The 25,693-nt window shown below is 45.5% G+C and carries 25 protein-coding genes; 11 read left to right on the top strand and 14 right to left on the bottom strand.

What is annotated here, in order from left to right:
- Positions 1-111 precede the first annotated feature (111 nt).
- Positions 112-1,113 (top strand): tRNA (adenosine(37)-N6)-threonylcarbamoyltransferase complex transferase subunit TsaD, encoded by a 1,002-nt coding sequence (gene tsaD, locus BEL04_RS18035; protein WP_066006166.1) that lies wholly within the window; start codon positions 112-114, stop codon positions 1,111-1,113.
- Between the two features lie 41 nt (positions 1,114-1,154).
- Here the strand turns inward: tsaD and BEL04_RS18030 are convergent, their stop codons facing one another.
- Positions 1,155-1,526, bottom strand: a complete 372-nt coding sequence (locus BEL04_RS18030; RefSeq protein ID WP_066006165.1) for a DUF4260 domain-containing protein — start codon at positions 1,524-1,526, stop codon at positions 1,155-1,157.
- A gap of 65 nt (positions 1,527-1,591) precedes the next feature.
- The gene (locus BEL04_RS18025) at positions 1,592-2,161 is read right to left on the bottom strand and encodes a Crp/Fnr family transcriptional regulator (protein WP_066006266.1); all 570 of its coding nucleotides are present in this window, start codon (positions 2,159-2,161) and stop codon (positions 1,592-1,594) included.
- 29 nt (positions 2,162-2,190) lie between these two features.
- Between BEL04_RS18025 and BEL04_RS24425 the strand changes: the two genes are divergently transcribed.
- On the top strand, positions 2,191-2,385 hold the full coding sequence (locus BEL04_RS24425) for a hypothetical protein (RefSeq protein ID WP_066006164.1): 195 nt from the start codon (positions 2,191-2,193) through the stop codon (positions 2,383-2,385).
- Between the two features lie 36 nt (positions 2,386-2,421).
- Here BEL04_RS24425 and BEL04_RS18015 read toward each other — a convergent pair whose 3' ends face one another.
- The 5 genes from BEL04_RS18015 to BEL04_RS17995 form a co-directional block, all read right to left on the bottom strand.
- Positions 2,422-2,799, bottom strand: coding sequence for a glyoxalase/bleomycin resistance/extradiol dioxygenase family protein (locus BEL04_RS18015; RefSeq protein ID WP_066006163.1), 378 nt, complete (start codon positions 2,797-2,799; stop codon positions 2,422-2,424).
- Positions 2,800-3,746: 947 nt separating this feature from the next.
- Positions 3,747-8,054 (bottom strand): two-component regulator propeller domain-containing protein, encoded by a 4,308-nt coding sequence (locus tag BEL04_RS18010; RefSeq protein WP_066006162.1) that lies wholly within the window; start codon positions 8,052-8,054, stop codon positions 3,747-3,749.
- Positions 8,055-8,272: 218 nt separating this feature from the next.
- Entirely contained in the window at positions 8,273-10,540 is a 2,268-nt protein-coding gene (locus BEL04_RS18005; RefSeq protein ID WP_066006265.1) for an aconitate hydratase, read from the bottom strand.
- Positions 10,541-10,728: 188 nt separating this feature from the next.
- On the bottom strand, positions 10,729-11,115 hold the full coding sequence (locus tag BEL04_RS18000) for a hypothetical protein (protein WP_066006161.1): 387 nt from the start codon (positions 11,113-11,115) through the stop codon (positions 10,729-10,731).
- Between the two features lie 590 nt (positions 11,116-11,705).
- Positions 11,706-12,047 carry a HopJ type III effector protein gene (locus BEL04_RS17995; protein ID WP_066006160.1) on the bottom strand — a complete coding sequence of 114 codons (342 nt, stop codon included), beginning with the start codon at positions 12,045-12,047 and terminating at the stop codon, positions 11,706-11,708.
- A gap of 208 nt (positions 12,048-12,255) precedes the next feature.
- Between BEL04_RS17995 and BEL04_RS17990 the strand changes: the two genes are divergently transcribed.
- On the top strand, positions 12,256-13,242 hold the full coding sequence (locus BEL04_RS17990; protein WP_066006159.1) for a DUF1259 domain-containing protein: 987 nt from the start codon (positions 12,256-12,258) through the stop codon (positions 13,240-13,242).
- Positions 13,243-13,294: 52 nt separating this feature from the next.
- Here the strand turns inward: BEL04_RS17990 and BEL04_RS17985 are convergent, their stop codons facing one another.
- From BEL04_RS17985 to BEL04_RS17975, 3 genes are all read right to left on the bottom strand, one after another.
- Positions 13,295-14,644, bottom strand: a complete 1,350-nt coding sequence (locus BEL04_RS17985; RefSeq protein WP_066006158.1) for a Gfo/Idh/MocA family protein — start codon at positions 14,642-14,644, stop codon at positions 13,295-13,297.
- Positions 14,645-14,769: 125 nt separating this feature from the next.
- A complete protein-coding gene (locus BEL04_RS17980; RefSeq protein ID WP_066006157.1) occupies positions 14,770-15,171 on the bottom strand; it encodes a DUF5655 domain-containing protein in 402 nt (133 codons plus the stop codon).
- Entirely contained in the window at positions 15,168-15,527 is a 360-nt protein-coding gene (locus BEL04_RS17975; protein WP_066006156.1) for a VOC family protein, read from the bottom strand. Before BEL04_RS17975 ends, BEL04_RS17980 begins: the two co-directional genes overlap by 4 nt.
- 111 nt (positions 15,528-15,638) lie before the next feature.
- Between BEL04_RS17975 and BEL04_RS17970 the strand changes: the two genes are divergently transcribed.
- Both BEL04_RS17970 and BEL04_RS17965 read left to right on the top strand, forming a co-directional pair.
- Positions 15,639-16,049, top strand: coding sequence for a hypothetical protein (locus tag BEL04_RS17970; protein WP_066006155.1), 411 nt, complete (start codon positions 15,639-15,641; stop codon positions 16,047-16,049).
- Between the two features lie 76 nt (positions 16,050-16,125).
- A complete protein-coding gene (locus BEL04_RS17965; RefSeq protein ID WP_066006154.1) occupies positions 16,126-16,707 on the top strand; it encodes a hypothetical protein in 582 nt (193 codons plus the stop codon).
- 3 nt (positions 16,708-16,710) lie between these two features.
- Here BEL04_RS17965 and BEL04_RS17960 read toward each other — a convergent pair whose 3' ends face one another.
- The 4 genes from BEL04_RS17960 to BEL04_RS17945 all read right to left on the bottom strand — a co-directional run bounded on the left by BEL04_RS17960 (position 16,711) and on the right by BEL04_RS17945 (position 19,692).
- Positions 16,711-17,523, bottom strand: a complete 813-nt coding sequence (locus BEL04_RS17960; RefSeq protein WP_066006153.1) for a PHB depolymerase family esterase — start codon at positions 17,521-17,523, stop codon at positions 16,711-16,713.
- A gap of 78 nt (positions 17,524-17,601) precedes the next feature.
- Positions 17,602-18,288, bottom strand: a complete 687-nt coding sequence (locus BEL04_RS17955; RefSeq protein ID WP_066006152.1) for a hypothetical protein — start codon at positions 18,286-18,288, stop codon at positions 17,602-17,604.
- Positions 18,289-18,353: 65 nt separating this feature from the next.
- On the bottom strand, positions 18,354-19,046 hold the full coding sequence (locus BEL04_RS17950; RefSeq protein WP_066006151.1) for a hypothetical protein: 693 nt from the start codon (positions 19,044-19,046) through the stop codon (positions 18,354-18,356).
- Positions 19,047-19,074: 28 nt separating this feature from the next.
- Positions 19,075-19,692, bottom strand: a complete 618-nt coding sequence (locus tag BEL04_RS17945) for a polysaccharide deacetylase family protein (RefSeq protein ID WP_066006150.1) — start codon at positions 19,690-19,692, stop codon at positions 19,075-19,077.
- 50 nt (positions 19,693-19,742) lie between these two features.
- Here BEL04_RS17945 and BEL04_RS17940 point away from each other — a divergent pair, with 50 nt between their 5' ends.
- The 6 genes from BEL04_RS17940 (at position 19,743) to BEL04_RS17915 (ending at position 25,681) form a co-directional block, all read left to right on the top strand.
- Positions 19,743-21,200, top strand: a complete 1,458-nt coding sequence (locus tag BEL04_RS17940; protein ID WP_066006149.1) for a TolC family protein — start codon at positions 19,743-19,745, stop codon at positions 21,198-21,200.
- 103 nt (positions 21,201-21,303) lie between these two features.
- Complete coding sequence (locus BEL04_RS17935) at positions 21,304-22,644, top strand: efflux RND transporter periplasmic adaptor subunit (RefSeq protein ID WP_066006148.1); 1,341 nt, start codon at positions 21,304-21,306, stop codon at positions 22,642-22,644.
- A 79-nt stretch (positions 22,645-22,723) separates the two neighbouring features.
- A complete protein-coding gene (locus tag BEL04_RS17930; RefSeq protein WP_066006147.1) occupies positions 22,724-23,734 on the top strand; it encodes an NAD(P)H-dependent glycerol-3-phosphate dehydrogenase in 1,011 nt (336 codons plus the stop codon).
- Between the two features lie 35 nt (positions 23,735-23,769).
- Positions 23,770-24,084: a hypothetical protein gene (locus tag BEL04_RS17925; protein ID WP_066006146.1), complete on the top strand. Its 315-nt coding sequence runs from the start codon at positions 23,770-23,772 to the stop codon at positions 24,082-24,084.
- A gap of 54 nt (positions 24,085-24,138) precedes the next feature.
- Complete coding sequence (locus tag BEL04_RS17920) at positions 24,139-24,462, top strand: hypothetical protein (protein WP_066006145.1); 324 nt, start codon at positions 24,139-24,141, stop codon at positions 24,460-24,462.
- Positions 24,463-24,781: 319 nt separating this feature from the next.
- A complete protein-coding gene (locus BEL04_RS17915) occupies positions 24,782-25,681 on the top strand; it encodes a right-handed parallel beta-helix repeat-containing protein (protein WP_066006144.1) in 900 nt (299 codons plus the stop codon).
- Positions 25,682-25,693 lie beyond the last annotated feature (12 nt).

The following is a 25,693-nucleotide window of genomic DNA, read 5'->3' as shown; positions in this document are numbered from 1 at the left end:
TAAATTGCAGGGCAAATAATATAGCGCCGAGCAGGCTGATGAAGATCAGCAGTACCCATAATATTATGTTAAGCGCTTTTTTAATAACTTTGTGCTCTAAAAAATGTAAAAATGCCTGTTATTTTAGGAATTGAATCTTCGTGCGATGAAACTTCGGCCGCAGTTTGTGTTGACGGTAAGATACTGAGCAATGTTATTGCTAATCAAACCATTCATGCAGCTTATGGCGGCGTTGTGCCCGAACTCGCTTCGCGCGTGCATCAGCAAAATATCATTCCCGCGGTACAGCAGGCATTACATAACGCAAAAGTAAGCAAAAATGATATTGATGCGGTAGCTTTTACGCGCGGCCCCGGACTTTTAGGTTCGCTGCTGGTAGGGGTTTCGTTTGCCAAGGCTTTTGCCCTGGCGCAAAACCTCCCGCTTATCCAAGTAAACCACATGCAGGGCCATATCCTGGCGCATTTTATTGATGAACCCAGGCCGCAGTTCCCGTTTCTGTGTCTTACCGTGTCGGGCGGCCATACGCAAATAGTTTTAGTGAAAGACTACTTTGATATGGAAATTATTGGCCAGACTACCGACGATGCAGCAGGCGAGGCACTGGATAAAACGAGCAAGATATTGGGCCTGCCTTATCCGGGCGGACCGATGATCGACAAATATGCCCGCCAGGGCAATCCGGATGCCTTTGCTTTCCCGGAACCTAATATTCCGGGGCTCGACTTTAGCTTTAGCGGGTTAAAAACAGCAATCATGTATTTCATTCGCGATAATGTAGCTGCCGACCCGGATTTTATGCAAAATCGGATGGCCGACATCTGCGCCTCGGTTGAAAAACGGGTGGTTACCATCTTACTCAACAAATTAAAAAAAGCCGCGCTGCAATACGGGATTAAAGACATCGCCCTTGCCGGAGGCGTGTCTGCCAATACGGACCTGCGCCAGGGGCTTACAGCCTTGGGGCAGGAGATGGGCTGGAATACTTTTATACCGCAGTTTCAATATTGTACCGATAACGCTGCTATGATTGCCATTGCCGGGTATTATAAATTCTTAAAGAACGATTTCGTTGGGCAGGACATAGCGCCTTTGGCGCGTATGCCTTTTTAACCCCTTTAACCCCCAAAGGGAGCTTCAATGCATAACTACAACTATGCTTGTTTTGTTTTATCGGGCAACCAGCCTAAATGGGTGTGTTTAAAGCTATCCGGGTATTTTAAGCCGTAGCCTAACATCCTGTCGAAAGAAGAGTGAGCGAACAGCAAAATTCCGATGGTGAGCAATACCGGCACATGTAACCCATATCCGGCGAAAGCCAAAACTATGGCTACCGCACGATGATGAAACAGGTTATAGGTAAATGCGCCAACTCGGGTATCAACCAAATAACCTAACATTGCGATATCCGGACTAAGGAAAAGTGGTATCCAAACCCAAACGGGCAAGCCCAGGTTATACGTGGTTAAAAAATAAATGCCCAGGGCGGTTAAGGCAGCTTCTTCTGATTTGATGGTGTTTTTCATGACGTTTGATCTTTTATGTTGAACCAAAGGTCGGGGTCAAAACACCGGTTTGCTCTTGACAAAAATCAAGAAAGCTTTTTGCGGCGGATGCGGCTAAAGGTTTCGGGTGTCATGCCGAGCATGGATGCCAGGTATTGCAGCGGTACCTGGTTGAACAGCTCACGGTTCTGGTCGAAAAATCGATCATAGCGTTCTTCGGCAGATAAGGAAAGATGATCGAATACCCGGTTTTCGAGCATTACAAAGCATTTGCCGATAAAAAGTTTCTCCAGCTCGTGCCATTTGGGTATCAGCTTACCGATATTGGTGTAAGCTTCGTGGTCGATGGTGAAAAGCTCTGTATCGGTTAGCGCCTGGATGTTCCACCTGGCAGGTGTGCGGAACAGGAAGGCGGCAAGATCGGTTACGAAATAACCGGGAGCACTTATCCATTGGGTTACTTCGTTACCGGGCAGGGTGACATAAATGCGCAGCATGCCCTGTTTGATAAAGCTCATTTTGTTGCAGTACCTGCCGGTCTTTAAATAAAAATCGCCTTTATTTAAAACCTCCCTGTTAAATAAACCGGCAATAGTTTGGCAATCGGCAGTACTGATACTAAAATAGTGATGGATATAGCTTTCTAACTCATTCATTGTATCTTTGCGGGTGTAAGTTAACAATTATGAGTGCTTCTTCGCTAATATTCATTTCCATCTTCGTAGTTCCGCTTGTCGTATTTTTAGTATGGCTGATGCGCCAGGATAAACGGAAAGGCGGCGTCGGGCTTATTATATTAGCTATTATTATCATTGCAGTGTACCTATATATGTACTACCAGCAAAATATAAACCATCAGCCCAACGGGCAGTTTTTCTGAGCAATTTACCGCTATGTGCCGTACTGCTGCTTTGCACTATATATGCTCGGCAAAGGTTAATACATAGCCATTATTATCCTTTATTGAAAATTCGGTAGCGCCGTAAAAGGTTTTTTCGAGCCCGGCTACGATAGTTACTTTATCTTTCAGATGTTCGTAAAAAGCGCTGATGTTTTTAAGGTTGATGTAGAGTAATAACGAACCGCCATCGGTACGGCTGATATCCGGCAGGTCCTCGCCTAAGCTTTCAAAAGTCTGGAACATCATGGTTACGCTGCCATTATTCATCATTACCCATACATAATCGCCTCCATCCGGTGGTACCGACATGGTAACATTAAACCCCAGTATTTTATAAAATTCGATGGTTGCGCTGATATCGCGTACAAAAATATTTGGTGAAATAGTCTCCATTTTTTATAGTGTTAAATTGCTAATAAAATTAGCAATTTAACACGGAAATGCCAATTATTTGTTGAATATTTTTATGGTAGCCAGCCCGGAATAAAAATTAACCGCCCCGAAATTTCTTTCGGAACGGCCCTTGACGTATATATAATAGAAATTAAGGGAAAAAGAAACTTAGCTAATGTATTTTTTGAATTTTGAGAGCATAAGCTGGATACCCGTCATGACTAATGCTACTGCGCCGCACGAACAAATGATAGCAAGCAAATTAAGAGATATATCTAAGGTTTTCATGACTGTTGGTTTTTAGAGGTCATCAGCTATTTTTGATTATTGATACTGTGGGATTTGTTAAATGATCCCAAAGGCTGTCACAGCTGCGCTAAACATGCAGAAAGCGGCCAGAGAAGAAAGAAGGATACCTAAAGTTTTCATAATGCTTATTTTTAAGATTGGTTAAAATTTTGTTTTAAAATCGGGATGCCGGCATTAGATCAGGCTAAAGCTTACAATAACAGCACTGAACATGCAGAAAGCGGCCAAAGACGAAAAAACGATACCTAAAGTTTTCATAATGTTATTTTTTAAGTTGTTAAATATTTTGATTTTGAGTCCTGAAAATCATGATTAAACCGGCGCCCACAATAACTGCGCTAACCATACAAACACCGGCAAGAGACGAGCAGAGGATGCTTAAAGTTTTCATAATGATTATCTTAAAAGTTGTTTAAAATTTTGTTTGTTAGTTGTGTATACCCTTATACCATTCGCGTGCCAATAAAATAAATTGTTGATAATCAGGTATTTGAATTTTGTGCCAAGATTTAATTATTCCATATTTTGGAATAAAACAATGCTTTTTGGAAAGCTGTTTCAGTGAAGGGAATCGATACGTAGCGGCACAAAAAAAGCCCCCTCGCATTCAGGGAGCTTTTTTAGGCAGTTATATATAATCAGACCTGTTGCTTTTGTAGAATCAGGAACGCTTTTTCGAGCGCGCTGATCAGCTCGTTCACTTTCATCGGTTTAGCTAAATAATCGTTCATGCCTGCGTTTATGCATATTTCTTTGTCTTCGGGCATGGCGTTGGCTGTCATAGCTATAATATAGGGTTGTGCATGATTTTGTGTGCGTATGTTTTGTGTTGCTTCTATGCCGTCCATTTCGGGCATTTGTACGTCCATAAGTACTATATTATAGTTTTTTTTATTAAGCATCGCCAATACCTCGATCCCTGTTTGAGCCATATCGGCTTCGTAGCCTAATTTATTAAGGATGCGATCAATGATTTTTTGATTGATCAGGTTGTCTTCGGCTACTAAAATGTTAAACGGAAATTGTAGCGCAAAAGCATCAGTTAACAGCGGCGTGCTTTTTTCGTGAGGAGCTTGTGTTTCGGCCTGATTGCGGAGTTCGGTTATGATGCTTTTGTATAAATGGTGCTGTTTTACAGGTTTGGTTAAAATGGATTTGAATAATCCGGGAAATTTTTTCCTGGTTTCGTCGCCTATCGAGCTTAGCATAATTACCGGCAGCGGGTTGACGCTGTCGTGAACGGCGCGCGCCAGGTCTACGCCATTCATCTCGGGCATTTCCATATCGGTTATAACCAGCTGAATGTTTTTGTCTGTTGATAAGATGTCCAGCGCCTGCATTGCCGACGAGGCCAGCAATGGTTCGAGTTTCCATTGCTCAAGCTGGCTTTTTAAAATATTGAGGTTGGTTTGGTTGTCATCAACAATCAGCAACCGTTTACCTTCAAGTCCGGCCATGTTTTGGGGCTCATCAGCGGGTTTCGGCACTTTGGTCCCGGTTCTTGTTTTTATCGTAAATGTAAAAGATGAGCCCTCACCATCTATACTTTCGGCCCAGATTTTTCCTCCCATTAATTTTGCGAGGCGTTCGCTGATGGCCAGGCCGAGGCCGGTTCCGCCGTATTTTCGTGTGGTGGATGAATCAACCTGGGTAAAGGCTTTAAACAAACCGGAAATTTTTTCGGCGGGTATCCCGATACCGGTATCCGACACTGTAAAACCAATTTCCAGATCATGGTTTTTAAGTTGTTTTGAGAGATATACATTGATATACACCTGCCCCTTGTGTGTAAACTTGAGCGCATTATTAATCAGGTTGATGAGGATTTGCTTTAGCCTTAAGCTATCGCCAGCAATTTGATTGGGTACATCAAAATCTATCTGGTAAAGCAGGTCAAGACCTTGTTGCGCCGCTTTTTGAGCAAACAGGTCCATCACGTCTTCTACGGTATGGCGCAGGTCAAAATCTTCGCTCTCCAACTCCATTTTGCCCGATTCGATTTTCGAAAAATCAAGGATGTCGTTAATCACGCTTATCAAACTATCGCCACAGGTAATAATAGTTTCTGTATACTCCCGCTGTTCGCTATCCAAATCTGTTTCGGCCAGTAACGAAGCCATGCCGATTACCCCGTTCATCGGTGTCCTGATCTCGTGGCTCATGGTGGCTAAAAATATGCTTTTTGCCTGGTTAGCTTTTTCTGCTTCCTGGCGGGCGGCCTGCTCCTGGGTTTTCTGTTCCGTCAGCTGATCATTTAATGTCTGCAAGTTTTCGGCCTGCACCTGCAACTCTTCCGATTGCGAGTGCAGCACTTCCGATTGTACCTGCAGCTCTTCGTTTAATGCCTGCAACTGATTAACCTTTTGCAGCACCTCTGCTGTGCGCTCTTTTACCTGTTTTTCAAGTCGTTTTTTTTGTTTTTGAATAACGGCCAGTTTATTACGGTAAAGCCCATAAATACTCCCTGCAATAACCACCAGCACTACTACCTTAAACCACCATGTTAACCAAAACGGCGGGGTTATAACAATGGTAAGCGCTACCCCGTGCTCATTCCAGATGCCATCATTGTTGGAAGCTTTAACATGGAAAACATAGGTTCCGGGGTTAAGATTCGTGTAGGATGCGTTCCTGATATTTTGAACGTAGCTCCAGCTTGTATCAAAGCCCTCTAATTTATAAGCATACTGGTTGTTGCCGGGCGTAGTATAATTTAAAGCGGCATATTCAAACTCCAGTGATGATTGCCGGTATGACAATGTAATTTGTTTAGTTAAACTTATTTCGGCCTTAAGCGGAGAATTTTCGTCTGCCGGTGATATCTTTTTGTTAAAGATCTGAAAATTGGTAATATAAACCGGAGGGATAAACTGGTTTATACTTATCTTATCAGGATAAAAGGTATTGAGGCCCTGGGTGCCTCCAAAAAGCATTTCGCCGGTATTGGTTGTTAACGCCGCATTAGGCTCAAATTCCATTCCCTGCAGCCCGTCGGCCATATTAAATTTTTTAAATGCCGATGTCTCCGGGTTAAATCGTGTCAGTCCGTTAGAGGTTGATATCCACAGGTTTCCCTGTTTATCCTCAGTAATGCCTTTAATCAGTTCGTCGGCCAGGCCCGCTTTTTGAGTAAAGATAGAAAATGAGTTTTTGACCGGGTTAAAAAGGTACAGGCCTACCTGGCCTATCCATAACCGGCCTTTGCTATCGGTAAAAATTTCGCGTATATCGGGGTTCTCTTCCTGATTGTTAAAATAGTGCGAAAACCTTCGGGTATTTAAGTTATAACAGTTTAACCCGCCATCGTCGGTGCCAAACCAAACATTTCCGGCTTTATCGCCGTTTATCGAAACCACCCTGTTCCCCGAAAAAGTGCTTACGCCATCCGGATCTTTGGTAATACGTTTAAACTGGTGGGTTTGAGGGTTAAAAAGGTCAAGGCCACCAAAGTAGGTGCCTACCCAGATGTTGCCCTGTTGATCCTGGTAGGCCCTCTGCACAAAATCAGAACTTATTGTAGTATGATCTTCGGGGTTATTTTTAAAACGTGTAAAAGTTCCGCGTTCGGGGTCGAACAGGTTAAGCCCGCCGCCCCAGGTGCTCACCCATATATTTCCGCTGGCATCCTGGAGAATATCCAAAACGGCATTGGAGGCAATAGTTTTAGGATTGTTGGCATCATAAAGATACCGGCGAAAGGTATTTGTTTTGCGATCGAATAAATTGAGCCCGCCTCCGTCCGTCCCAACCCATATATTGCCTTTTTTATCCTGGCAAAATGCCTTTACATCGCTAAAACTTATAGATGTCGGGCTTTCTCCCTGCCGGTAAAGGTTAAACCTCGCAGCATTAGGCGCGTACAGGTTCAGGCCGCCCCGGTGTGTACCCACCCATAAGTTCCCCTGGTTATCTTCGAATATGGCCGAGGCTGTTTTTTGGGACAAGCTTAAAGGGCTATCGAACTGATACTGGTAATGGAAAAAACCGCCGGTGGCCGGATCGTATAAGTTAAGCCCCTCGTTAACACAGCCTATCCATACTCTTTCCTTCCGGTCGATATACACACAATAAACCTCATCCCCCGATAAGCTTTGATTATTATTAACCTGGTGCCTGTATTGCTTAAAGGTTTTTTGCCCGATGTTGAAAACAATCACACCTGCATTAACGGTGCCCAACCACAAATTGCCTTTGTCGTCGCGCTGCATATATTTTATTTCGTTAGAGATATTGCTGTGATCATGATCGAACGAATTATTGTATAATCTGAATGATTTGTCTTTGCGGTTAAAAAGGTTAAGGCCCGATTCTGTGCCTACCCAAAGGTCGCCGTTCAGATCTTCGCAAACAGTATTGGTGCTATCGTTGCTAATGCTGTTTTTTGAGCTTTTTATATGCCTGAAATGCTCAAAACCTTTCTGGTCTTGATTAAGCAGGTTCAAGCCGCCGCCAAAGGTGCTTACCCACAGGTTTTTGCGGTTGTCCTGATAGATGCACGATATAATATTATTGCTGATACTTCTTGAATCGGCCGGATTGTGTTTATAGCGTATAAAGCGATCTTTATCAGCATCGAACCTGTTCAGTCCATTGGCAGTACCGACCCATAAGTTGCGATCGCGGTCTTCATAGATATACCTGATCGAGTTATCACTGATGCTGGTTGTATCTTTGCTACTGTTTCGGTATATCTTAAACTGTTGCCCGTCGTACCGGTCGAGGCCATTGCGTGTCCCTATCCACATAAAACCCCGGCTATCCTGGAATATAGCTTCGACCCAACTGTTTGAAAGGCCCTGCTCAATGTTTACTTGGGTGAACTTGATATCGGGTTTTTGCGGGAGTGCAGCGATAGGTTTTAACAAGCAAAGGCCGATAACGAGCAATAGTATATTGCTTGCCGAAAAGTAAACACGCTTAATCCTGTTGTCGTCACATCCTCTCATCACACATCTATAATTGGTTTCTTCAAATTGATTTGAAGAGGTACTTAGTACGAAATAATTTTTCAAAAGTTATTTGCTGAAAACAACTTTGAAGAAAGTGCACCGGCCGGTACTTTACCAACCGGTATTAAGAGTATAGGTTTATATACAGTGAAAATAATAAAAAAAAGGTCTCCGACATAATCGAAGACCTTTCATTTATTAACAAAATCAGTCTGTTAAGCGTGTTGCTGTTTGCGGATGATATTCAGCGCGCCACCGGCCTTAAACCACTCAATTTGCTGAGCATTATAAGTATGGTTTACGGTAATGGTATCCTGCAAGCCACCTTTGTGGTTGATCACCACCTGCAAAGGTTTGCCCGGAGCAAACCCGGTTAAGCCAACAATATCAAAAGTATCATCTTCCAATATCTTATCATAATCGGCAGGGTTGGCAAAAGTTAATGCCAGCATACCTTGCTTTTTCAGGTTGGTTTCGTGGATACGTGCGAACGATTTTACCAATATGGCGCGTACACCTAAGTGACGGGGTTCCATCGCTGCGTGCTCGCGCGATGAACCTTCACCGTAGTTTTCGTCGCCCACTACGATCGAGCCAATACCTGCGGCTTTGTAAGCGCGTTGTGTAGCAGGTACAGGGCCGTATTCGCCGGTAAGTTCGTTTTTAACGGTATCGGCTTTATCATTAAAGTAGTTGATAGCGCCGATGAGCATATTGTTTGAGATATTATCCAGGTGGCCACGGAATTTCAACCATGGGCCAGCCATCGAAATATGATCGGTAGTACATTTACCCTTTGCTTTGATCAGCAGTTTCAGGCCTTTCAGGTCGGTACCCTCCCAGGCAGCAAACGGATCAAGCAATTGCAGGCGTGATGATTTTGGATCAACTTTCACCTCAACCTTGCTGCCGTCAATGGCAGGAGCCTGGTAACCGGCATCCTCAACAGCGAAACCTTTTACAGGTAATTCGATACCCATTGGCTCGTCAAATTTAACCTGCTGGCCTTGCTCGTTGGTTAAACTATCGGTAAGCGGGTTGAAGGTCAGGTCGCCTGCGATAACAAACGCGGTTACAATTTCCGGCGAGGCTACGAAAGCGTGCGTATTCGGGTTACCGTCCTGCCTTTTGGCGAAGTTACGGTTGAATGAAGTGATGATCGAGTTTTTGCGGGTCGGGTCGTCGGTATGACGTGCCCACTGGCCGATACATGGTCCGCAGGCGTTAGCCAGCACCACACCGCCCATGCCTTCAAAGGTGCCCAAGTAACCGTCGCGCTCAACGGTGTAGCGTACCAGCTCCGAACCCGGGGTGATGGTAAACTCTGCCGCAGTTTTCAGGTTTTTGGTTACTGCCTGGTGGGCGATAGAAGCCGCACGGGTAATATCCTCGTACGATGAGTTGGTACACGAACCGATCAAACCAACTTCGAGCCTGGTAGGCCAGCCGTTCTCTTTAACCGCTTGCGCGAATTTAGAGATCGGCCACGCCAGATCCGGGGTGAACGGACCGTTTACATGCGGCTCCAAAGTATTCAGGTCAATCTCAATAACCTGGTCGAAATATAATTCGGGGTTTGCGTAAACCTCCGGGTCGCCGGTTAAGTGCTCTTTTACTGTGTTTGCCAGGTCGGCGATTTCGGCACGCTCGGTACCGCGCAGGTAAGCTTCCGATTTGGTATCGTAACCAAATACCGAAGTGGTAGCGCCAATTTCGGCGCCCATGTTGCAGATGGTACCTTTGCCCGTAGCCGAAAGCGATTGCGCGCCTTCGCCAAAGTATTCAACAATAGCGCCTGTACCGCCTTTTACGGTCAAAATGCCGGCAACACGTAAGATAACGTCCTTGGCCGAAGTCCAGCCGCTCATTTTGCCGGTCAGCTTCACGCCGATCAGTTTCGGAAATTTAAGCTCCCATGGCAGGCCTGCCATCACGTCGCAGGCATCGGCGCCGCCGACACCAATGGCAACCATACCTAAACCGCCTGCATTAGGCGTGTGCGAGTCGGTACCGATCATCATGCCGCCGGGGAAGGCATAGTTTTCCAACACTACCTGGTGGATGATACCTGCGCCCGGTTTCCAGAAACCGATGCCGTATTTATCCGATACCGAGGCCAAAAAATCGTAAACTTCTTTATTTTGGTTTTTAGCTGTATCCAGGTCAGCATCTGCACCAATTTTAGCTTGGATCAGGTGATCACAGTGCACCGTAGATGGCACAGCCACTTTAGGGCGGCCTGCCTGCATAAACTGCAGCAGCGCCATTTGCGCGGTAGCATCCTGCATGGCTACGCGGTCGGGTGCAAAGTCAACATAGTCAACACCCCGGGTATAAGCATGTTGGGCAGCGCCCTCGGTAAGGTGGGTGTACAAAATTTTCTCGGTGAGGGTGAGGGGTTTGCCAGTTGCTTTGCGGGCTGCCTCAACGCGGCTGCCTAAGCGACTGTAAACCTGTTTGATCATATCTAAATCAAAAGCCATTTTATTGATTTTTATTGTGAAAGATAGAAAAACAAACGGTTTTAGGGCCGTTTCTAACAATTGGGGCGAATTTACAAAAATATAAGGTTAAATAAGCACATTATCATGGGCAAATCTTATTTGGATATATTCTAAATAGGTGGTTTGAATCCCTGCAGAAGATGAGTGAATTTGTAACAGAGGTAACGTCACCTACTTTCTTTAACATTTGACGGATTTTTGTAATCCCAAATAATCATCTTCCCATTTTTCTTCCGAACTGTCAAAATTGTCTCATTACGTTTCTTTATTAAAGAATCACCAATTTCTATACGATGTTCCAACTCTGCTGGATAGCCACGTACACTATCACGGTTTATTATTAGCCAATGAGCGTTATGATTGCCTTTATCCACATACATCATATCCACCTCTCCCTGAAAAGATTCATTAGCAATCTCCTTCAACCACCGTTTATACATCTCATCATGGCTTGGAGTGAACCAGATCAAATAAATCATCATTACAATGGCCGCTATAAACCCTATAATACGAACAGCCGTGTCAACTCTTTTATTTTCAAATTCAAATTCCATATTGATTGATTAAAACGGACTTTTGTATTATCATTTTCATAACACGTCCTGACCTAAACGTCATAAACACATGGGTACTTATGGGTATTTTTGCTTTCATCTGCTTATTTTATTGTCAAATTTGTAAATTAGCTCAACGATCACCCCAAACCTTTATATAACCATATTATGGATAAAAAACTAAATCAGGAAAAAAAGTATGGGTTCAACCAACCTGCGTCTTAATTTCAAGCGGTAGTGTGAACAATGGCACCCACCATACTTTTGCTGAAGTTTCAAAACTGGGGCCACTAACATACAAAATCGTAAAAAATACTCCGGCGCATAAAAGCTATCACACCTCTGCCGGTGGTTGGAATTTTGCCGGGCATTCGTGAGCGTAAGGTCACGTGATCCAAGCCCATAAACACTTCTTTATACAGCAATCCTTGTGAAGTCATAGGTATTTATAAGTATTTCGAATAAGGTGTAATCCCGACTTTTTTAGAAACCCTCGCGGTCGCCATAATCTTTAAATATACGAAATTTCAGGCAGAAATTAAAGGAATATACTTTTACTTACCGCGTCAGGCATCCCGTGTATAAAAAAACTATTTCGGTAACAACGCTTCTCCTTCAAAAACCACTCCCGGCCAGCCATGGATCATAAACTGCCTGATGTTTTGATGGTCTGTTCCGCCTGGATTAGCCAATACAGCTTGGTAATGCTCCGCAAATAGGTAAAGCGTGTCTTCTTGGCTTAAACCGTTCAGTTTTGCCATAGCGAAAACCCTGGCACTGCCCTGGTTTTGTGTGGCCTCATTATACGCCTCGCCATTTCTAAATGCGGTAGGACGATGCTGGTAACGGGCGTCAATAAACGCTAAAACTTCCGAAAAAGCAAGTGTATCTGATTGGGATGCCATAATCAGATTATTGAGATGTTCTTTCATTTGATGGGATTAAGCTGCTGGTGTCTGTATTTAAAAAAGCTATCGCAGCAGCGGCAAAAATAGAATAACCCCGCCACCATTGCAAACGCCTGCCTGTGCACTGACAACTGTAGGAATGCTTATCTTCGTAAAAAAAGTATAGGAGCCGCGCCCTGATTGCTGTGGCTGCATTATTGGGATATTAATTGAAAATTTTAAAACAACTATCATGAAAACATTCCTTAATCGTCGTGACTTGCTCAAAACGGGTGCATTATTGGCCGGAACCGGCTTGGCCGGGTTTAAACCGGTAGAAGCTTTAGCGAAGATGGCACCGGCTAAAACGCCGCCGCTGACCGCAGCCGAGATCACCTCCATCGAAGCGGCCATTGGTAAAAAAGGCAGCTATAAAGAAGCTGAGGCAACTTATACCATTCCATTCCCGCGCAACGATCTGAAAATAACCGTTAAGGGCGATGCGGTGCCGATCCCTTTTGGTTTTGGTGGCTGGATGTCGATCAAAAGAACGGTCAATGGTAAATCGGCTATGCTGATGAGCGATTGTGTTTTGCTGCAGGAAGAGGTTAACCCGTTAATATCCGCTGCACAGGCAGCCGGGCTGGAAGTAGGCGCTATCCACAATCATTTCTTTTACGAAGAGCCGCATATTTTTTACATGCATGTGCACGGTATGGGCAGCCCCGAAGAGCTGGCGCAAAAATATGCCAAAGCAATTTCGGCAACTAAGATTGCACCGCAGAACCAGCCGCTCGCCGGGCCGCCGCCTGTTAAAACCGGCAAGGATATTTTCGATGTCGGCGCGCTGAACAGGATCGTAGGTTACGAAGCTGCGATTAATGGCCCAACTATCAAATACACCATCGGCCGGGCCGACCTGACGGTGATGGCTATGGGTGCCGAAATGACGGCCAATATCGGCCTGAACACCTGGGCCGCCTTTACCGGCTCGATGGAGCGTGCGCATATTGCGGGCGACATTGCCATGCTCGAAAGTGAAGTGAACCCCGTGATCAGGAGCCTACGTTCGAATGGTATCGAAGTGGTAGCGGTGCACCACCATATGCTCGGCGATGAACCGCACATGATCTTCCTGCATTACTTAGGTACCGGTCCGGCAGCGGAACTGGCCAAAAGTTTCCGCCAGGCATTGGATCAACTAGGTAAAAAGACTGTTATGGGCGGAATGAAGATGTAGATGGTTCTCAATCATCTACTCCGAAAATCTTTCCTGGGGGCAAAACTCCATCCTAAAACCCGCTGTCATCCAATGCAAAAGTATTTTTGCGTGTTTTCCACTTCCCTTTCGTAAAATCGGGGAATTCGAGTGTTTTGTTACCCTCTTTCAGCGATTGGGTAGAAAGCGGGGCGATCACGCTCATCGTCACCGAATCGTACACATCTATCGGCGTTTGTTTCTTTTGTTTGACCGCCTGTACAAAAGCGTTGAACACGAACCAATCCATACCTCCATGCCCTGCGCCCGTGGCATTGGCTGCATATTTTTGCCACAGCGGATGGTCGTATTTTTCCAGCCATGGTTTTGCCGGCTGCCATGCTTCGGGTTCATTTGGTTTTTGTTCAATGTAAATACTTTGGTTTACGTCCATCCACAAACCCCTTACGCCGTCGACCCTGAACCCGAGCGAATATGGCCGTGGTAAATGGGTATCGTGGGTAAGCAACACAGTTTCGCCGTTGGCGCAATTGATCATGGTTTGGGTGATATCGCCGTTCTTATAATTGATTTTGGCATTGGCATCGCCGGGCGACAGCTCATTTACATAAGCGCTTAACCCTCGTGCTTTACTGCTGAACGAAACCAGGCTGGTGAAACGGTTGCCGGCATTAATATCAATATAATGCATGCATGGGCCGGCGCCGTGGGTAGGGTACAGGTCGCCGTCCCGGTCGATATTGAACTGGGTGCGCCATTGTGCTTCGCTTACGGCTTCTGCACCATATTTTACGCCACCACCGTAAATATGCACGCCATCGTTAAACAACACATCGCGAAGGTTGTGCTGGTAGCCGCCCTCAACATGCAGCAGCTCACCAAATATATTTTGCCGCACCATATTCAATACAGCCATTACATCGCGCCGGTAGCAAACGTTCTCGAGCGTCATATATGGCATGCCCGTTCTTTCGGATGTGTGTACGATATTCCAATGGTCTTCTACCGTAAGGCCGGCGATAACTTCGCAACCCACGTATTTACCGGCATGCATGGCGTCGATAGCTTGCTGGCAATGAAACTGCCAGGGCGTAGCGATGATCACGGCGTCGATATCTTTATGCTCCAGCAGCCTTTTGTAAGCATCCGGGCCGCCCGTATACTCCTTCGCTGCAGGCCGCCCTTTTTTGGCCAGAAACTCCCGGCATATTTTCAGCGAACGTTCCTGCGTATCGCAGATCGCTACGATCTCCACATCGTCGCGCAGCGAACCTTCGGTAATGTGATCCATACCGCGGGCACCGACACCTATGTAGCCCAAACGAACTTTATCTTTTACACCGGCAAATAAAGCGCCGGCAGGCAAAATGGTTAAACTTGCTGCAGCAACAGCGCTGTTTTTAATAAATTCTCTTCTCTCCATATCGTGAATTTATAAGTATTTATGATAAGAACACAACGCCGACCGAAGTTTTCAAATTACAAATTGTTAATGCTTATCCGATGGTCATTTAAGCTAAGAAGAACACGGGATAAAACTAAGTGCCGCTATAACATTCCGTACGATTCCCGGATATATGCAAACAAGCCCGGCCGAATATCATCCAGCGTAGAGATGCGGATATGATTTTCGAACTTTTTGCCCCAGGCTGTGCTTTTGATCACCGGCTTTTCGGGGTGGGCAACGGTAGAGTAGAATTTAATATCGAGTTCCTTTTTCATCGGCCTGATCACCAAAAAGGTAAGCCGCCGGGTAAATACAATGCAGTTTGGCGTGGTGCCTATCAGCACATCGTCCCAGTCGGCAACCTCGGCCAGTATCTTATCAAATACCAATATCAATTCGGGCGGGCGGCCCGCAAATAAGCTGTCGAGGCTTACCCGTGCGCAGTAGTGCCGCTGCCCGGGCTTTGGTAGCTCACGCTCACATTTCGGGCATACCCAGCTCATGGTTCGCAGTTGGTATTATGGCCCACGCGCAGGATGTGCCCGTCGGGGTCGCGCACCAGCATCTCGCGCATAAACCAGGGTTTGGTATCGGGCGGGCTTAATACTTCGGCTCCCCTGGCTTTGATAGCTTCGTAATATTCATCCACATTATCCACGTTCAGCGCCAGCCAGGTACCTTTGTGGCCCTGATCGCCGCGGCAGAAAAAGATGGTGGTACCGCCATCCACCACACCGCCGAAGGTAGGCGTATCGTCCCAGCTCCAATGTTCTTTAAAACCAAGCACTTCGGTATAATACCCGATGCTGCGCGAAACATCGTCGGAGTAAAGGATGGGGATCACGGATTCTATTTTCATGGGATGTATGGTTTGGCGTTAACGGCAGTTTAAAGTTAACTAATCGTGCCCATCGCTCGGCATTACTTCATAAACTTTATTTATCTTCGGCTAACCTAAGCTTTTCGAAAAATGGTATCCAATAAAAAACTTAACACCTGTTTCCTCGCAGGTGCTGTGATAGTACTTTTGTTGAGTTGCAATCTTCCCAACGGAAAGCAAGAGCTGAATCTGTGTTGTCCAGGCTTAAAGATCAATATCAGCGGCATTACTTACGCTTATAGTAACGGCCTGTCTTTTGAGATATTCACCTACGATAACGGATCTCAAAAACAGGTTCAGGATTATTTTACAAAAAAAGAAAATGGCTTTACACCTGATAAGAACAAAGACCTTTACGATCTGAAAGAAGAAGATAATGCGCTGATTGATAAAAACGATAGTATAGTAGGTAAGACCATTCCGAAAAAAAAGGGCAAAGCTGAAGTTGTATTCAACGCGAGTACACGAAGGATAATTATTATTGAGTATTCGGATAAATAGTCAATTTTCGGGGGAGCTTCCGCTGACACTTCATCTTCTAAATTCTCTATATTAGATTAACCTAAACATCCTGAAAATGAGTATTAAAAAACTCGAACTCATCTGTGCAGCGGTTACGCTTGCCGGATTTTTGTTAGCCATAACTGTTGCCCCGATGTTTACCATATTGTATACTGCTGGTTTGAATATCCTTGCGTTGCTGTATTTTATTGGCGGTACCAATATATTCGGCACCATCAAAAAGCCCGACGAAACTGCTCCCGTTCAACCGGGCGGCGTGTTAACCAAAAGTCGGTTTACACCGGTTTTGCACTTTATTTTTGCAATACCATGTATAGCGCTGGTGTTTTACCTGCAAAACTGGCCCAATGCTTTGTTTTACTTGCAAGTGGCTTTGATTGCCTTAGCTGTAGCAGCAGGCGCGGTGGCTTTCAATTATAGTAAAACAAGCTATTATAACCCATCCATTGTTAAACGCGTAGCCATTTATGCAGGTATTTGCTTAATTATGCTGTCGCTGCCAAAGTATGCCCTTATTGATATCAAATACCGCAATGCTCCTGCTTACCGCGATGCGCTTAAAAATACCATGGCGCATCCCGGCGACACTGCATTAAGACATCAATTTGAACAGGAAAGGGAAAAAATGGGTAGATAAGCGCTATGGCTTCACCATACTTTTAAAGAATCTGATCACTACCGCATTGGCTTCCTGCGGGTAAACGTGCCCGCCGGGGTGTATATAAAGCACTACCGGGTTGCCGCTCGCCGAAGGGTACAAAGTGGCCATCGGCGCATAAACCTCGCCAGTTGCGCTGCAGCCATTTAGCTTCAAAACCTGGTTGTATTGTATCTTTTGCCATTTGGGTTTCACCAGCGGGTCCTGCTCTCCCATAATATGCATGGCCGGTTTGGGTTTGAGCAGGTTCGAAAAACGGAAACCCACCGCTGCTGATGGCGCAACGGCAGCAAAAACATCTCCACGCATGGCCCAGAGCAAATAGGTAAAGCCGCCGCCGTTGGAGTGGCCGGTAGCATAAATGCGTTTGTCGTCAACTTTATAATCCTGCCGCAGGGTTTTAAGTATCGCATCAAAGAAAAGGATATCCCGGTCGCGCATATCGCCGGGCGCCTTTTGCCAGCCGGGCAGGTTGCCCTGCGGGTCGGTTAGCTGGCCCGGGGTGTTGAGGCCCTGCGGGGCGATGATAATAGCTTCGGGCCATAGTTTTTCAAAACCGTGCGCATTAAACATATTGCGCATGGTGCCGCCGTGCCCGTGAAAAACGAAGATCACCGGCGTTGGTTTGCTATTTGCGCCTGCCGGGATATACACCATAGCCTCGCGGGTGGTGTCGCCAACTTTCCAGCGCATGGTCTGTATCTGGCCGGCTTGCTGCGCATTTGCATTGACAACCGTAAGCAACACCAGCGATATCATTGCGAACAGGTAAATGAAGAATCTCTTTTTTGCCATGTTATTTAGATACAAATTTGAAGGTAATGGTTTAGTAGCCATGGTTTATTAATTCAGCTGCACATTCGCACATCCAAACTATCTGTAATAAACATTCGAAGTAAAAGCCAACTGTGTTTCCTGGGTTATTTTCGATTCGACAGGCTTGCCGTTGATCGTGCCCGGCACAAATTTTTTATACTCATCGTCGAGGTTCAGATCGCTTAAATTGTAGAGCTGGTTCTTACCGTCAACCGTAACCATTGCCTGGTGTTTGGCGAGCAGCCCTTCGGGGCTGATGGTAAAGATGTGCGTAACCTGTACCTTTTCTACACCGGGGTATGTCCTGCGTATCATGGCACTTAGCTCGGGGTGATAAAACATCATCGGCACTATCACAAAATAATAACCGCCGATAGGGATTGGGTTAGTAACGGTATCGCCCTTGTGCACATCCTGCGAGAAATAATACTTCATGCCTTTTTTGCCTGACGTATCACGGAAGGTCATCGCATTGGTATCGTAATTATAGGTTTGGATATGCTCGCCCTTGTTATTGTAAAACTCCCATTCGCCGGTGCGGTAGCCATTATCGTAACTGCCGCTTGCAAGCAGGATGTTCTTGTTATAGTAGGCGGTATACTCGCCTTCGCGTATCTTTTTATTGGTTTTTTGAACAAAGAATTTCTCGCTGATCTGCGGCGTCAGGTCGTTTGTGCGTTTAACGGTCTGGCTGAATGCTGCACAACCGGCCAGCATGAAAAAGGGTAGTAGTAGTTTTTTCATAAGGTGAAATAAAGATAAAACTTATATCCCATTGCAAAGGAAAAAATAAGGTTCGGTTTTTTATTTCAGATAAATACATCCTTTAAAACTTCCCACTGAAAGGGCTGCTTTAATTCACTGAGTTTTTTAAGGTTTATAAAGGGGATAGTTAGTATCTCCCGTTTGTTTTTTGCTTTGATGTTTTCGGTTGATTCTCCCGAATCGTGAACTGCTTTTTTTGTTAAGAAGTTATAGCTCCAACCGTACAGATCGTTATGATCAACACCATGATCCTCGGCGCCGATTAAATAAAAGTCGTTCGACTGATAACGAAATTTATATTGCAGGTGTTCGCGCAAAAGTTGAAAATTGATGATTAAAAGACCTTTTGTTATTTCGGGCTCATCGTAAGGATCTTCACCCATTCCTGTTCCTTCATGCTCGCGCAGAATAAATGTATTTTGTTGAATTGCCAGGTTGTAGTTATCACCATTCTTAAAAAGTACAACTAATACCCGCGGGTGATTTCCTGTGAGAGTGTCATGGTCAGACCTGATTTCGCTTACGGTATCCCTGTATTCCAGTATTAATGCGATGTCTGCTGTTTTATCGCCATTCAGGTCACCAATTGCCTTACTTTTAATTTTCCAACCTTTTGGTACAAACGCTGCGATTGTTTTACCTGTGCTTGTTATAGTCGGATAAGTAAACGGCTCCTTTTGAGTGTTTTTAAATAAGCTTGATAATAATATAATAGAGATGAGCGATAAATTTTTCATGGATAGATACTTATTGTAATAAATATAACTACAAAGCCTTAAACTCATACCCCCGCCTGCTCCAGTACTCCAGCGCCAGCGGCAGCACATATTCCAGCCGCGGGAAGGCTTTGAGGCTATCGTGAAAAACGACTATCGAACCGTTGCAGGTATGCCTGATAACGCTGCGCAAACATTTTTGGGGTTCGCGTTTGGTGTCGAAATCGCCACTCAGCACGTCCCACATCACAATTTCCAATCCGGGTTTAACCGCTTTTAGCGCTTTGATCTGTTTTTTTTTAATGCGGCCGTATGGCGGGCGAAACAGCAGGCTGTTCAGTTGTTCATCGCACTTTTTAAAGTTTTCTGTATATTCATCTGTCGGTGTGGCCCAGCCGCGCAAATGGTTAAAGGTATGATTGCCTATGCTGTGCCCTTCGGCTTTTACCTGCTCAAAAACGTCGGGATGCTTGCGCACGTTATCGCCTATGCAAAAAAAAGTGGCTTTGGCATTGTATTGTTTTAAAGTTTTTAGTACAAAGGGTGTAACAATAGGTATAGGTCCATCGTCAAAGGTGAGATAAATACAGCGGCCGGCCCTGTTTAAGTTCCAGATCAGCCCCGGATAGAGCTTTTTAAGCAGTGATGGTGTTTTAACCAGGTACATGTAAGCAAATAAAGCAAAATGTATTTATTTAATACGACAAAATTATTTTGATGAAAAGAACGATACTACAGCTTAACACCGGCAAACTTACCGCAGCCGGCTTACTGTGCTTTTTGGTAATAACTGCAGGCGTGTTCAATGCCTCGGCACAACAGGTAATTACCCTGCAAAAAGCCGTCGACCTTACCCTGCAAAACAACCTGCAGATTAAACAGGCGCAATTTACCGAAGCTGTAGATGTCGAAAACCTGAAGCAGGCAAAATATAACCGCCTGCCCAATTTAACCTCCAATCCGCAGGCATCGTTCAACTTTGGCCGCAGCGTCGACCCATCCACCAACCAGTTTGTTAACCAAAGTATTTTTGGGTTGAGCGGAACGGTTACATCTCAGGTGCTGCTTTACCAGGGTGGTTTACTCAGAAACGAAATACTCGAAAATAAACTGCTGCTTGATGTGGACAAAAGCCAGACCGCCAAGATCAGGAACGACCTGACCCTGAATGTGATCACCACTTATCTGTCGGTACTGTCCAACCAGGATCTGCTAAAGGCGGCACAACAACAGGTTGATATCTCCAAACAAACGCTGGATAAGGTTCAGAAAAATTTCGACGTAGGCAACAATACCCTGGCCGATCTGTCGCAAGCCAAAGCTACCGTATCGACCAACGAACTAAATGTAACTACCGCGCAAAACAACCTGGATATTTCGGTATTGACCCTGAAGCAGTTCATGGAGATGGACCCTGCCACGCAGATTACGATCGAAAGACCCGATATCAGTAAACTGACTGATGTTAAAAGCCAGTATGATGCCCAGGAGGTATACAAGCAGGCGGTAGGCATTAACCCCGATGTGCACCTGGCCGAGATACAAAAACAAGCGGCTAATCAAAACATCGCGGTAGCAAAAAGTAATTACTACCCAAGTTTGGTATTGTTCGGATCTATCGGTTCTAACTATTCGGACGCGCGCAAACTGACAACCTTGGTACCTACGGGCGGCGTTGAAACTATCGGTATTGTAAGCGGTACCTCTACTACTGTAGTTGCACCTGCTTACCAGCAGGTTGTAAAGCCTTATCCGTTTAGCAGCCAGTTTGGCGATAATTTTAACCAGGCTGTAGGCGTGTCATTGCAGATTCCCGTTTTTGGCCGTTTTGCTACCCGTACTACCGTACGTAAAGCTAAGCTGAATTACCAGATAGCTGATGTAAGTGCGCAACTGGCTAAAAATAATCTGAACAAAACCATCGCCCAGGCGGTTGTCGACCTGCGTGCTGCCGATAAAAAATATATATCGATGCAGCAAACCTATCAGTCGAATAAGGACGCTTTTAACGTAACCCAGCAGCGCTATAACGTAGGGCTGGTAAACTCGCTCGATTTTAACACTGCGCAGATCAATCTGAACGCAGCCGAACTGAATATGATACAGGCCAGGTACGAACTCATTTTCAGGAGCAAGGTGATCGATTATTATCTGGGAAATCCTATTACATTATAAATAAGTATAAATAAGTCTGAAAGTCGGAAAGACCGAAAGAAAAAAGAACTGAAATCAACATAAATCCGAAATCGCAAATCCGACATCCGAAATAAAAAGAATCATGGGAAAGACTACTAAATTAATCCTGATCGTACTGGGCGTTGCCGTTGTCCTGCTGATCGTTTTAAAATCTGCCGGTATTATTGGCAAACCCGCCCTGCCGCAGGTCGCCGTCGAAAAAGCCGAAAAACGCAATATCGTCGAAACGGTATCAGCCAGCGGTAAGATCAAGCCCGAGATCGAAGTAAAGATCAGCTCCGAAGTATCGGGCGAGATTGTTGAACTGCCGATCAAAGAAGGCGACGTGGTAAAAAAGGGCCAGTTGCTTTGCCGCGTACGCCCTGATATTTTAAAATCGGGGTACGACAGGGCCGTAGCATCCTACAACACCCAAAAAGCCAGCGTAGGCAATGCCGCACAAATGTACGAGCAGGCCAAAGCCAACTTTGCCAACAGCGAAGCCAAATACAAACGCAGCAAAGAACTGTATGATAAAAAAGTGCTTTCGGCAGCAGAGTTTGATGCCGCTGTGGCCGATTACCAGTCGAGCAAAGCAGCGCTTGAGGCTGCGCACCAAAATGTGGTGGGCTCAAATTACGGCCTGGCACAATCGCAGGCATCCGTAAAGGAAGCTTCAGATAACCTGGCTAAAACCGATATCTACTCGCCTGTTGATGGTGTGGTTTCGAAACTGTCTGTCGAGAAGGGTGAGCGCGTTTTAGGTACCGTACAAAACGTGGGTACCGAGATCATGACCATCAGTGACCTGAGCACTTTGGATGTTAACGTGGATGTGAACGAGAACGATATTAACCGCGTTGCTATAGGCGACTCGGCCAACATACAGGTAGATGCCTTTTTGGGTAAAAAATTTATGGGCGTTGTGCGCGAAATAGGCAGCTCGGCAAACGTAGTGGGTACCAATGCCGACCAGGTGACCAACTTTACTGTGAAGGTACGTTTACTGCCCGAATCGTATGCGTTGCTGATGAAAAAGGATGCAAAGAATGCATCGCCTTTTAAACCGGGGTTATCTGCTACAACAGATATCCAGACCAATCATACCGTAGCGCTGTCGGTGCCGATACAATCGGTAACAACCCGCGAGGATAAAAAGGTCGACGCCACCAAGCCTAAAACCGACGACGACAATACCAAAACAAAGATCAACGATGCGGTGAAAGAGTATGTTTTTGTGTATCAGGGCGGCAAAGTAAAACAGGTGCTGGTTACTACCGGCATCCAAAACGATACTTACATCCAGGTATTGTCCGGTTTGAACGGGGGGGAGGAAGTAGTTTCGGGCCCGTATTCGGCAATATCAAAAACACTGAAGGATAAGGATTTGGTCGAAAAAGTTGATAAATCGAAACTGTTTACATCGGATGACAGCAAGAAATAGCTGATATCTTCATAATAATTATTTATTTTGTCCTGCCGGTAGCGTAAACCAAGCGCTATAGGCAGGACAATTTATTTTCATGGATATTCAAGGCGTAAAAAAGATCACGGTAGTAGGCGGGGGAAGCTGGGCCACGGCCAATATTAAAATGCTGACCGATAACCCGGTCGAAAAAGAAATATACTGGTGGATGCGCAACGCCGAGGCGGTTGAATACCTGCAGAAATACAAACACAATCCGCATTATTTGAGCTCCGTCGAGATCAAAGTGCCCGCGCAGCATATCTCGACCGATCTGAAAAGCCTCATAGCCAAAGCCGATCTTATCCTGTTGAACGTACCAGCTGCTTTTTTAAAGGACGCACTGCAGGATATCACACCTGCTGATCTGCAAGGAAAAAAGATTATATCGGCCATTAAAGGTATCGTGCCCGATGAGAACATGATCATTGGCGATTTTTTGAACCAGGTGTACCATGTGCCGTTAGAGAACATTGTGGTATTAAGTGGTCCCTGCCACGCCGAGGAGGTTGCGCTCGAAAAACTATCCTATCTTACGGTAGCTTCCCGCGATAACGAACTGGCTGCCTGCTTTGCCGGCATGCTGCAAACCCGCTACATTAAAACCAACGTTTCCGACGATATTTACGGTACCGAATATGCCGCCGTTTTGAAGAATGTATATGCCATTGCCAGCGGTATCTGCCATGGCGTAGGCTATGGTGATAACTTCCAGTCGGTATTGATATCGAACGCCATCCGCGAGATCAAGAACTTTGTAGATGCAGTGCACCCGATCGACCGTGATATTAATGAGTCGGCCTACCTGGGCGATCTGCTCGTAACCGCTTATTCGCAGTTCAGCCGTAACCGCACATTCGGCAATATGATTGGGAAGGGCTATACCGTACGGTCGGCGCAGCTGGAGATGAACATGGTTGCCGAAGGATATTATGCAGTAAATTGCCTACATCAGGTTAATAAAATATACAAGGTAAATATGCCCATCTGCAGCGCAGTTTATGCAATTTTATACAAAAAACACCCTCCTGTTCTCGAGATGCAGCATTTGGCCGAACATTTGAGTTAGTATCGCCCGGATACTAAAACTTAAATGTTAAGGTTATGAAAAATATAGTAAAAGGTGCATTAATATCAGGCCTGTCGCTTATTGCTTTAGGCGCTTTGGCCGCAGTGCCGCAGGACACCTCCAAATTCTCAACTAAAGTAAAAAAAGGCACAACCAAGGCCGCGCATGCAACTGCCAAAGCAGCGGTAAAGGCCGAGTCGGCAGTGGTCGACAAGGTTTACTCGGGCAAACAGGGCCCCAACGGCGCAACTATTTATATCAACAAACACGACCGTTGCTATTATGTGAACAGCAAAGGCGGCAAGGTATATATTAAAAAATCTGCCCTGCGTAATAAACCAACGTCATAAAATAACAGTCAAAAAAATAAAGCCCGGCACAAGGCCGGGCTACTACACTACGCAATGAAAACTTTAGCGCTGATATTGATCCATATAGCCACTGCAGTAGTATTGCTGATGGCCTCGTGCGGCGGACCGGCTAAAGCCAAAATGTTAAAGGGCGAATGGAAATCGAAGGACGGTGAAACTGTGTTAAAGATCACCGGCAAGCAATTCACCATGAACAATGATTCGCCCGTGCCCGAAGACTATTTTATAAAAGACGATACCATTTTTACTTCCTTTCAGGGCAACCAGCCTTACAGCAGGTTTGTGGTGGTTAAGCTCGACGATCACCAGCTGAAACTCATGTACCCCGACTCTTCGCTGATGGAGTTCTCGCGGTAAATGCCGGTTTTTTCCCGAATTTTTTTAGCCGGTCTTGATTCGCTTTTCCGAACGTAATGACTCCTTTGTGTTGATCTGCATTTTTGCTCGTTAGGGCCTGTTTTTTATTTCAATACACGATAATTTTTTACCTTAGTGTATTTAAATTGATAAGATATTGAAATATTGATACGTGTATATTTTTAATATCATAAAATAGCCCGGCAACGTTCCCGGCAACGATTGCATATTTTTTTATGAGTAAATGTGCTTTTAATCAAATAATTATTAGCTAAAATTGTCCCGAACCAATTTTATTTCAACCTTACAACTACATCTTATGAGAAAACTATTAACAGTAATTTTACTTGCTGTAAGTGTATCGGCATGTAAAAAAGAAAGCGGCTCATCAGCCTCAAATCAAACGCCTGATGCTGTAGTAAACGATCAGCACGACCCGCTCGCGCTTTCGCCCATGACCTCAATCACGGTTACGACAGAATCGGCATTAAAAACTGCCGTAGCCAATGCCAAAGCAGGCGACATCATCACCATTAGTGGTACCATTAACCTCACAAGCACCTTACAGCTATTGGCCAGCGGTACGTCAAGCTCCAAGATCAACCTTACCGGCGGCACGCTTAACTGCTCGGGTATGCCGTCGGGCAGTTGGGGCGTTAAGGTTAACGGCAGCTACTGGAACATCACCAACATCACCATCAAAAATGCGCCGAGCTGCGGCATCGTTTTCCAAACCGGTGGTTACAATTATGCCTATAATATCACCTCGACCGCTAATGGCGATACCGGTATCCAGATATACAATGGCGGCCACGACGATAACATTACCTATTGTACCTCGAGCGAAAACTACGATGCCTCAACCGGCGGCGAAAACGCCGACGGTTTTACCTGCAAACTTTCGGGCGGAGCAAACAACCGGTTCGACCATTGCACCGCCCACCACAACAGCGACGACGGGTGGGACCTGTACGGCCAGCCCTATACTGTAACCATAACCAACTGTACCTCGAGCAATAACGGTTTTGGCAGCGCGGGCGACGGCAACGGTTTTAAACTGGGCAGCGCGGGCCAGAGCGTACCGCATACCGTAACCAATTGTACCGCCACCAACAACCTGGCCTGGGGTTACGACGGTAACGGCAATACCGGCCATATCACCACGACCGGCAGCGGCGGCAGCGGCAATGGCGCGGGTTTATTTACCAGGATTTATTAAAAAGGATCGACA

Origin of the sequence: Mucilaginibacter sp. PPCGB 2223, assembly GCF_001705515.1 — a bacterium.
In the GTDB taxonomy this organism is placed as follows: domain Bacteria; phylum Bacteroidota; class Bacteroidia; order Sphingobacteriales; family Sphingobacteriaceae; genus Mucilaginibacter.
Note: the sequence above shows the minus strand (reverse complement) of the source record. Positions and strands in the feature narration are given on the sequence as shown.

Coding starts and splice junctions, on each gene's coding strand:
- BEL04_RS17920 (WP_066006145.1), top strand. CDS start 24,139: ATGAAAACTTTAGCGCTGATATTGATCCATATAGCCACTGCAGTAGTA.
- BEL04_RS17945 (WP_066006150.1), bottom strand. CDS start 19,692: ATGTACCTGGTTAAAACACCATCACTGCTTAAAAAGCTCTATCCGGGG.
- BEL04_RS17990 (WP_066006159.1), top strand. CDS start 12,256: ATGAAAACATTCCTTAATCGTCGTGACTTGCTCAAAACGGGTGCATTA.
- BEL04_RS18000 (WP_066006161.1), bottom strand. CDS start 11,115: ATGGAATTTGAATTTGAAAATAAAAGAGTTGACACGGCTGTTCGTATT.
- BEL04_RS17935 (WP_066006148.1), top strand. CDS start 21,304: ATGGGAAAGACTACTAAATTAATCCTGATCGTACTGGGCGTTGCCGTT.
- BEL04_RS17970 (WP_066006155.1), top strand. CDS start 15,639: ATGGTATCCAATAAAAAACTTAACACCTGTTTCCTCGCAGGTGCTGTG.
- BEL04_RS18010 (WP_066006162.1), bottom strand. CDS start 8,054: ATGAGAGGATGTGACGACAACAGGATTAAGCGTGTTTACTTTTCGGCA.
- BEL04_RS17995 (WP_066006160.1), bottom strand. CDS start 12,047: ATGAAAGAACATCTCAATAATCTGATTATGGCATCCCAATCAGATACA.
- BEL04_RS17960 (WP_066006153.1), bottom strand. CDS start 17,523: ATGGCAAAAAAGAGATTCTTCATTTACCTGTTCGCAATGATATCGCTG.
- BEL04_RS17980 (WP_066006157.1), bottom strand. CDS start 15,171: ATGAGCTGGGTATGCCCGAAATGTGAGCGTGAGCTACCAAAGCCCGGG.
- BEL04_RS17975 (WP_066006156.1), bottom strand. CDS start 15,527: ATGAAAATAGAATCCGTGATCCCCATCCTTTACTCCGACGATGTTTCG.
- BEL04_RS18025 (WP_066006266.1), bottom strand. CDS start 2,161: ATGAATGAGTTAGAAAGCTATATCCATCACTATTTTAGTATCAGTACT.
- BEL04_RS17915 (WP_066006144.1), top strand. CDS start 24,782: ATGAGAAAACTATTAACAGTAATTTTACTTGCTGTAAGTGTATCGGCA.
- BEL04_RS17955 (WP_066006152.1), bottom strand. CDS start 18,288: ATGAAAAAACTACTACTACCCTTTTTCATGCTGGCCGGTTGTGCAGCA.
- BEL04_RS17930 (WP_066006147.1), top strand. CDS start 22,724: ATGGATATTCAAGGCGTAAAAAAGATCACGGTAGTAGGCGGGGGAAGC.
- BEL04_RS17985 (WP_066006158.1), bottom strand. CDS start 14,644: ATGGAGAGAAGAGAATTTATTAAAAACAGCGCTGTTGCTGCAGCAAGT.
- BEL04_RS17940 (WP_066006149.1), top strand. CDS start 19,743: ATGAAAAGAACGATACTACAGCTTAACACCGGCAAACTTACCGCAGCC.
- BEL04_RS17925 (WP_066006146.1), top strand. CDS start 23,770: ATGAAAAATATAGTAAAAGGTGCATTAATATCAGGCCTGTCGCTTATT.
- BEL04_RS18005 (WP_066006265.1), bottom strand. CDS start 10,540: ATGGCTTTTGATTTAGATATGATCAAACAGGTTTACAGTCGCTTAGGC.
- BEL04_RS18015 (WP_066006163.1), bottom strand. CDS start 2,799: ATGGAGACTATTTCACCAAATATTTTTGTACGCGATATCAGCGCAACC.
- BEL04_RS17950 (WP_066006151.1), bottom strand. CDS start 19,046: ATGAAAAATTTATCGCTCATCTCTATTATATTATTATCAAGCTTATTT.
- BEL04_RS17965 (WP_066006154.1), top strand. CDS start 16,126: ATGAGTATTAAAAAACTCGAACTCATCTGTGCAGCGGTTACGCTTGCC.
- tsaD (WP_066006166.1), top strand. CDS start 112: ATGCCTGTTATTTTAGGAATTGAATCTTCGTGCGATGAAACTTCGGCC.
- BEL04_RS24425 (WP_066006164.1), top strand. CDS start 2,191: ATGAGTGCTTCTTCGCTAATATTCATTTCCATCTTCGTAGTTCCGCTT.
- BEL04_RS18030 (WP_066006165.1), bottom strand. CDS start 1,526: ATGAAAAACACCATCAAATCAGAAGAAGCTGCCTTAACCGCCCTGGGC.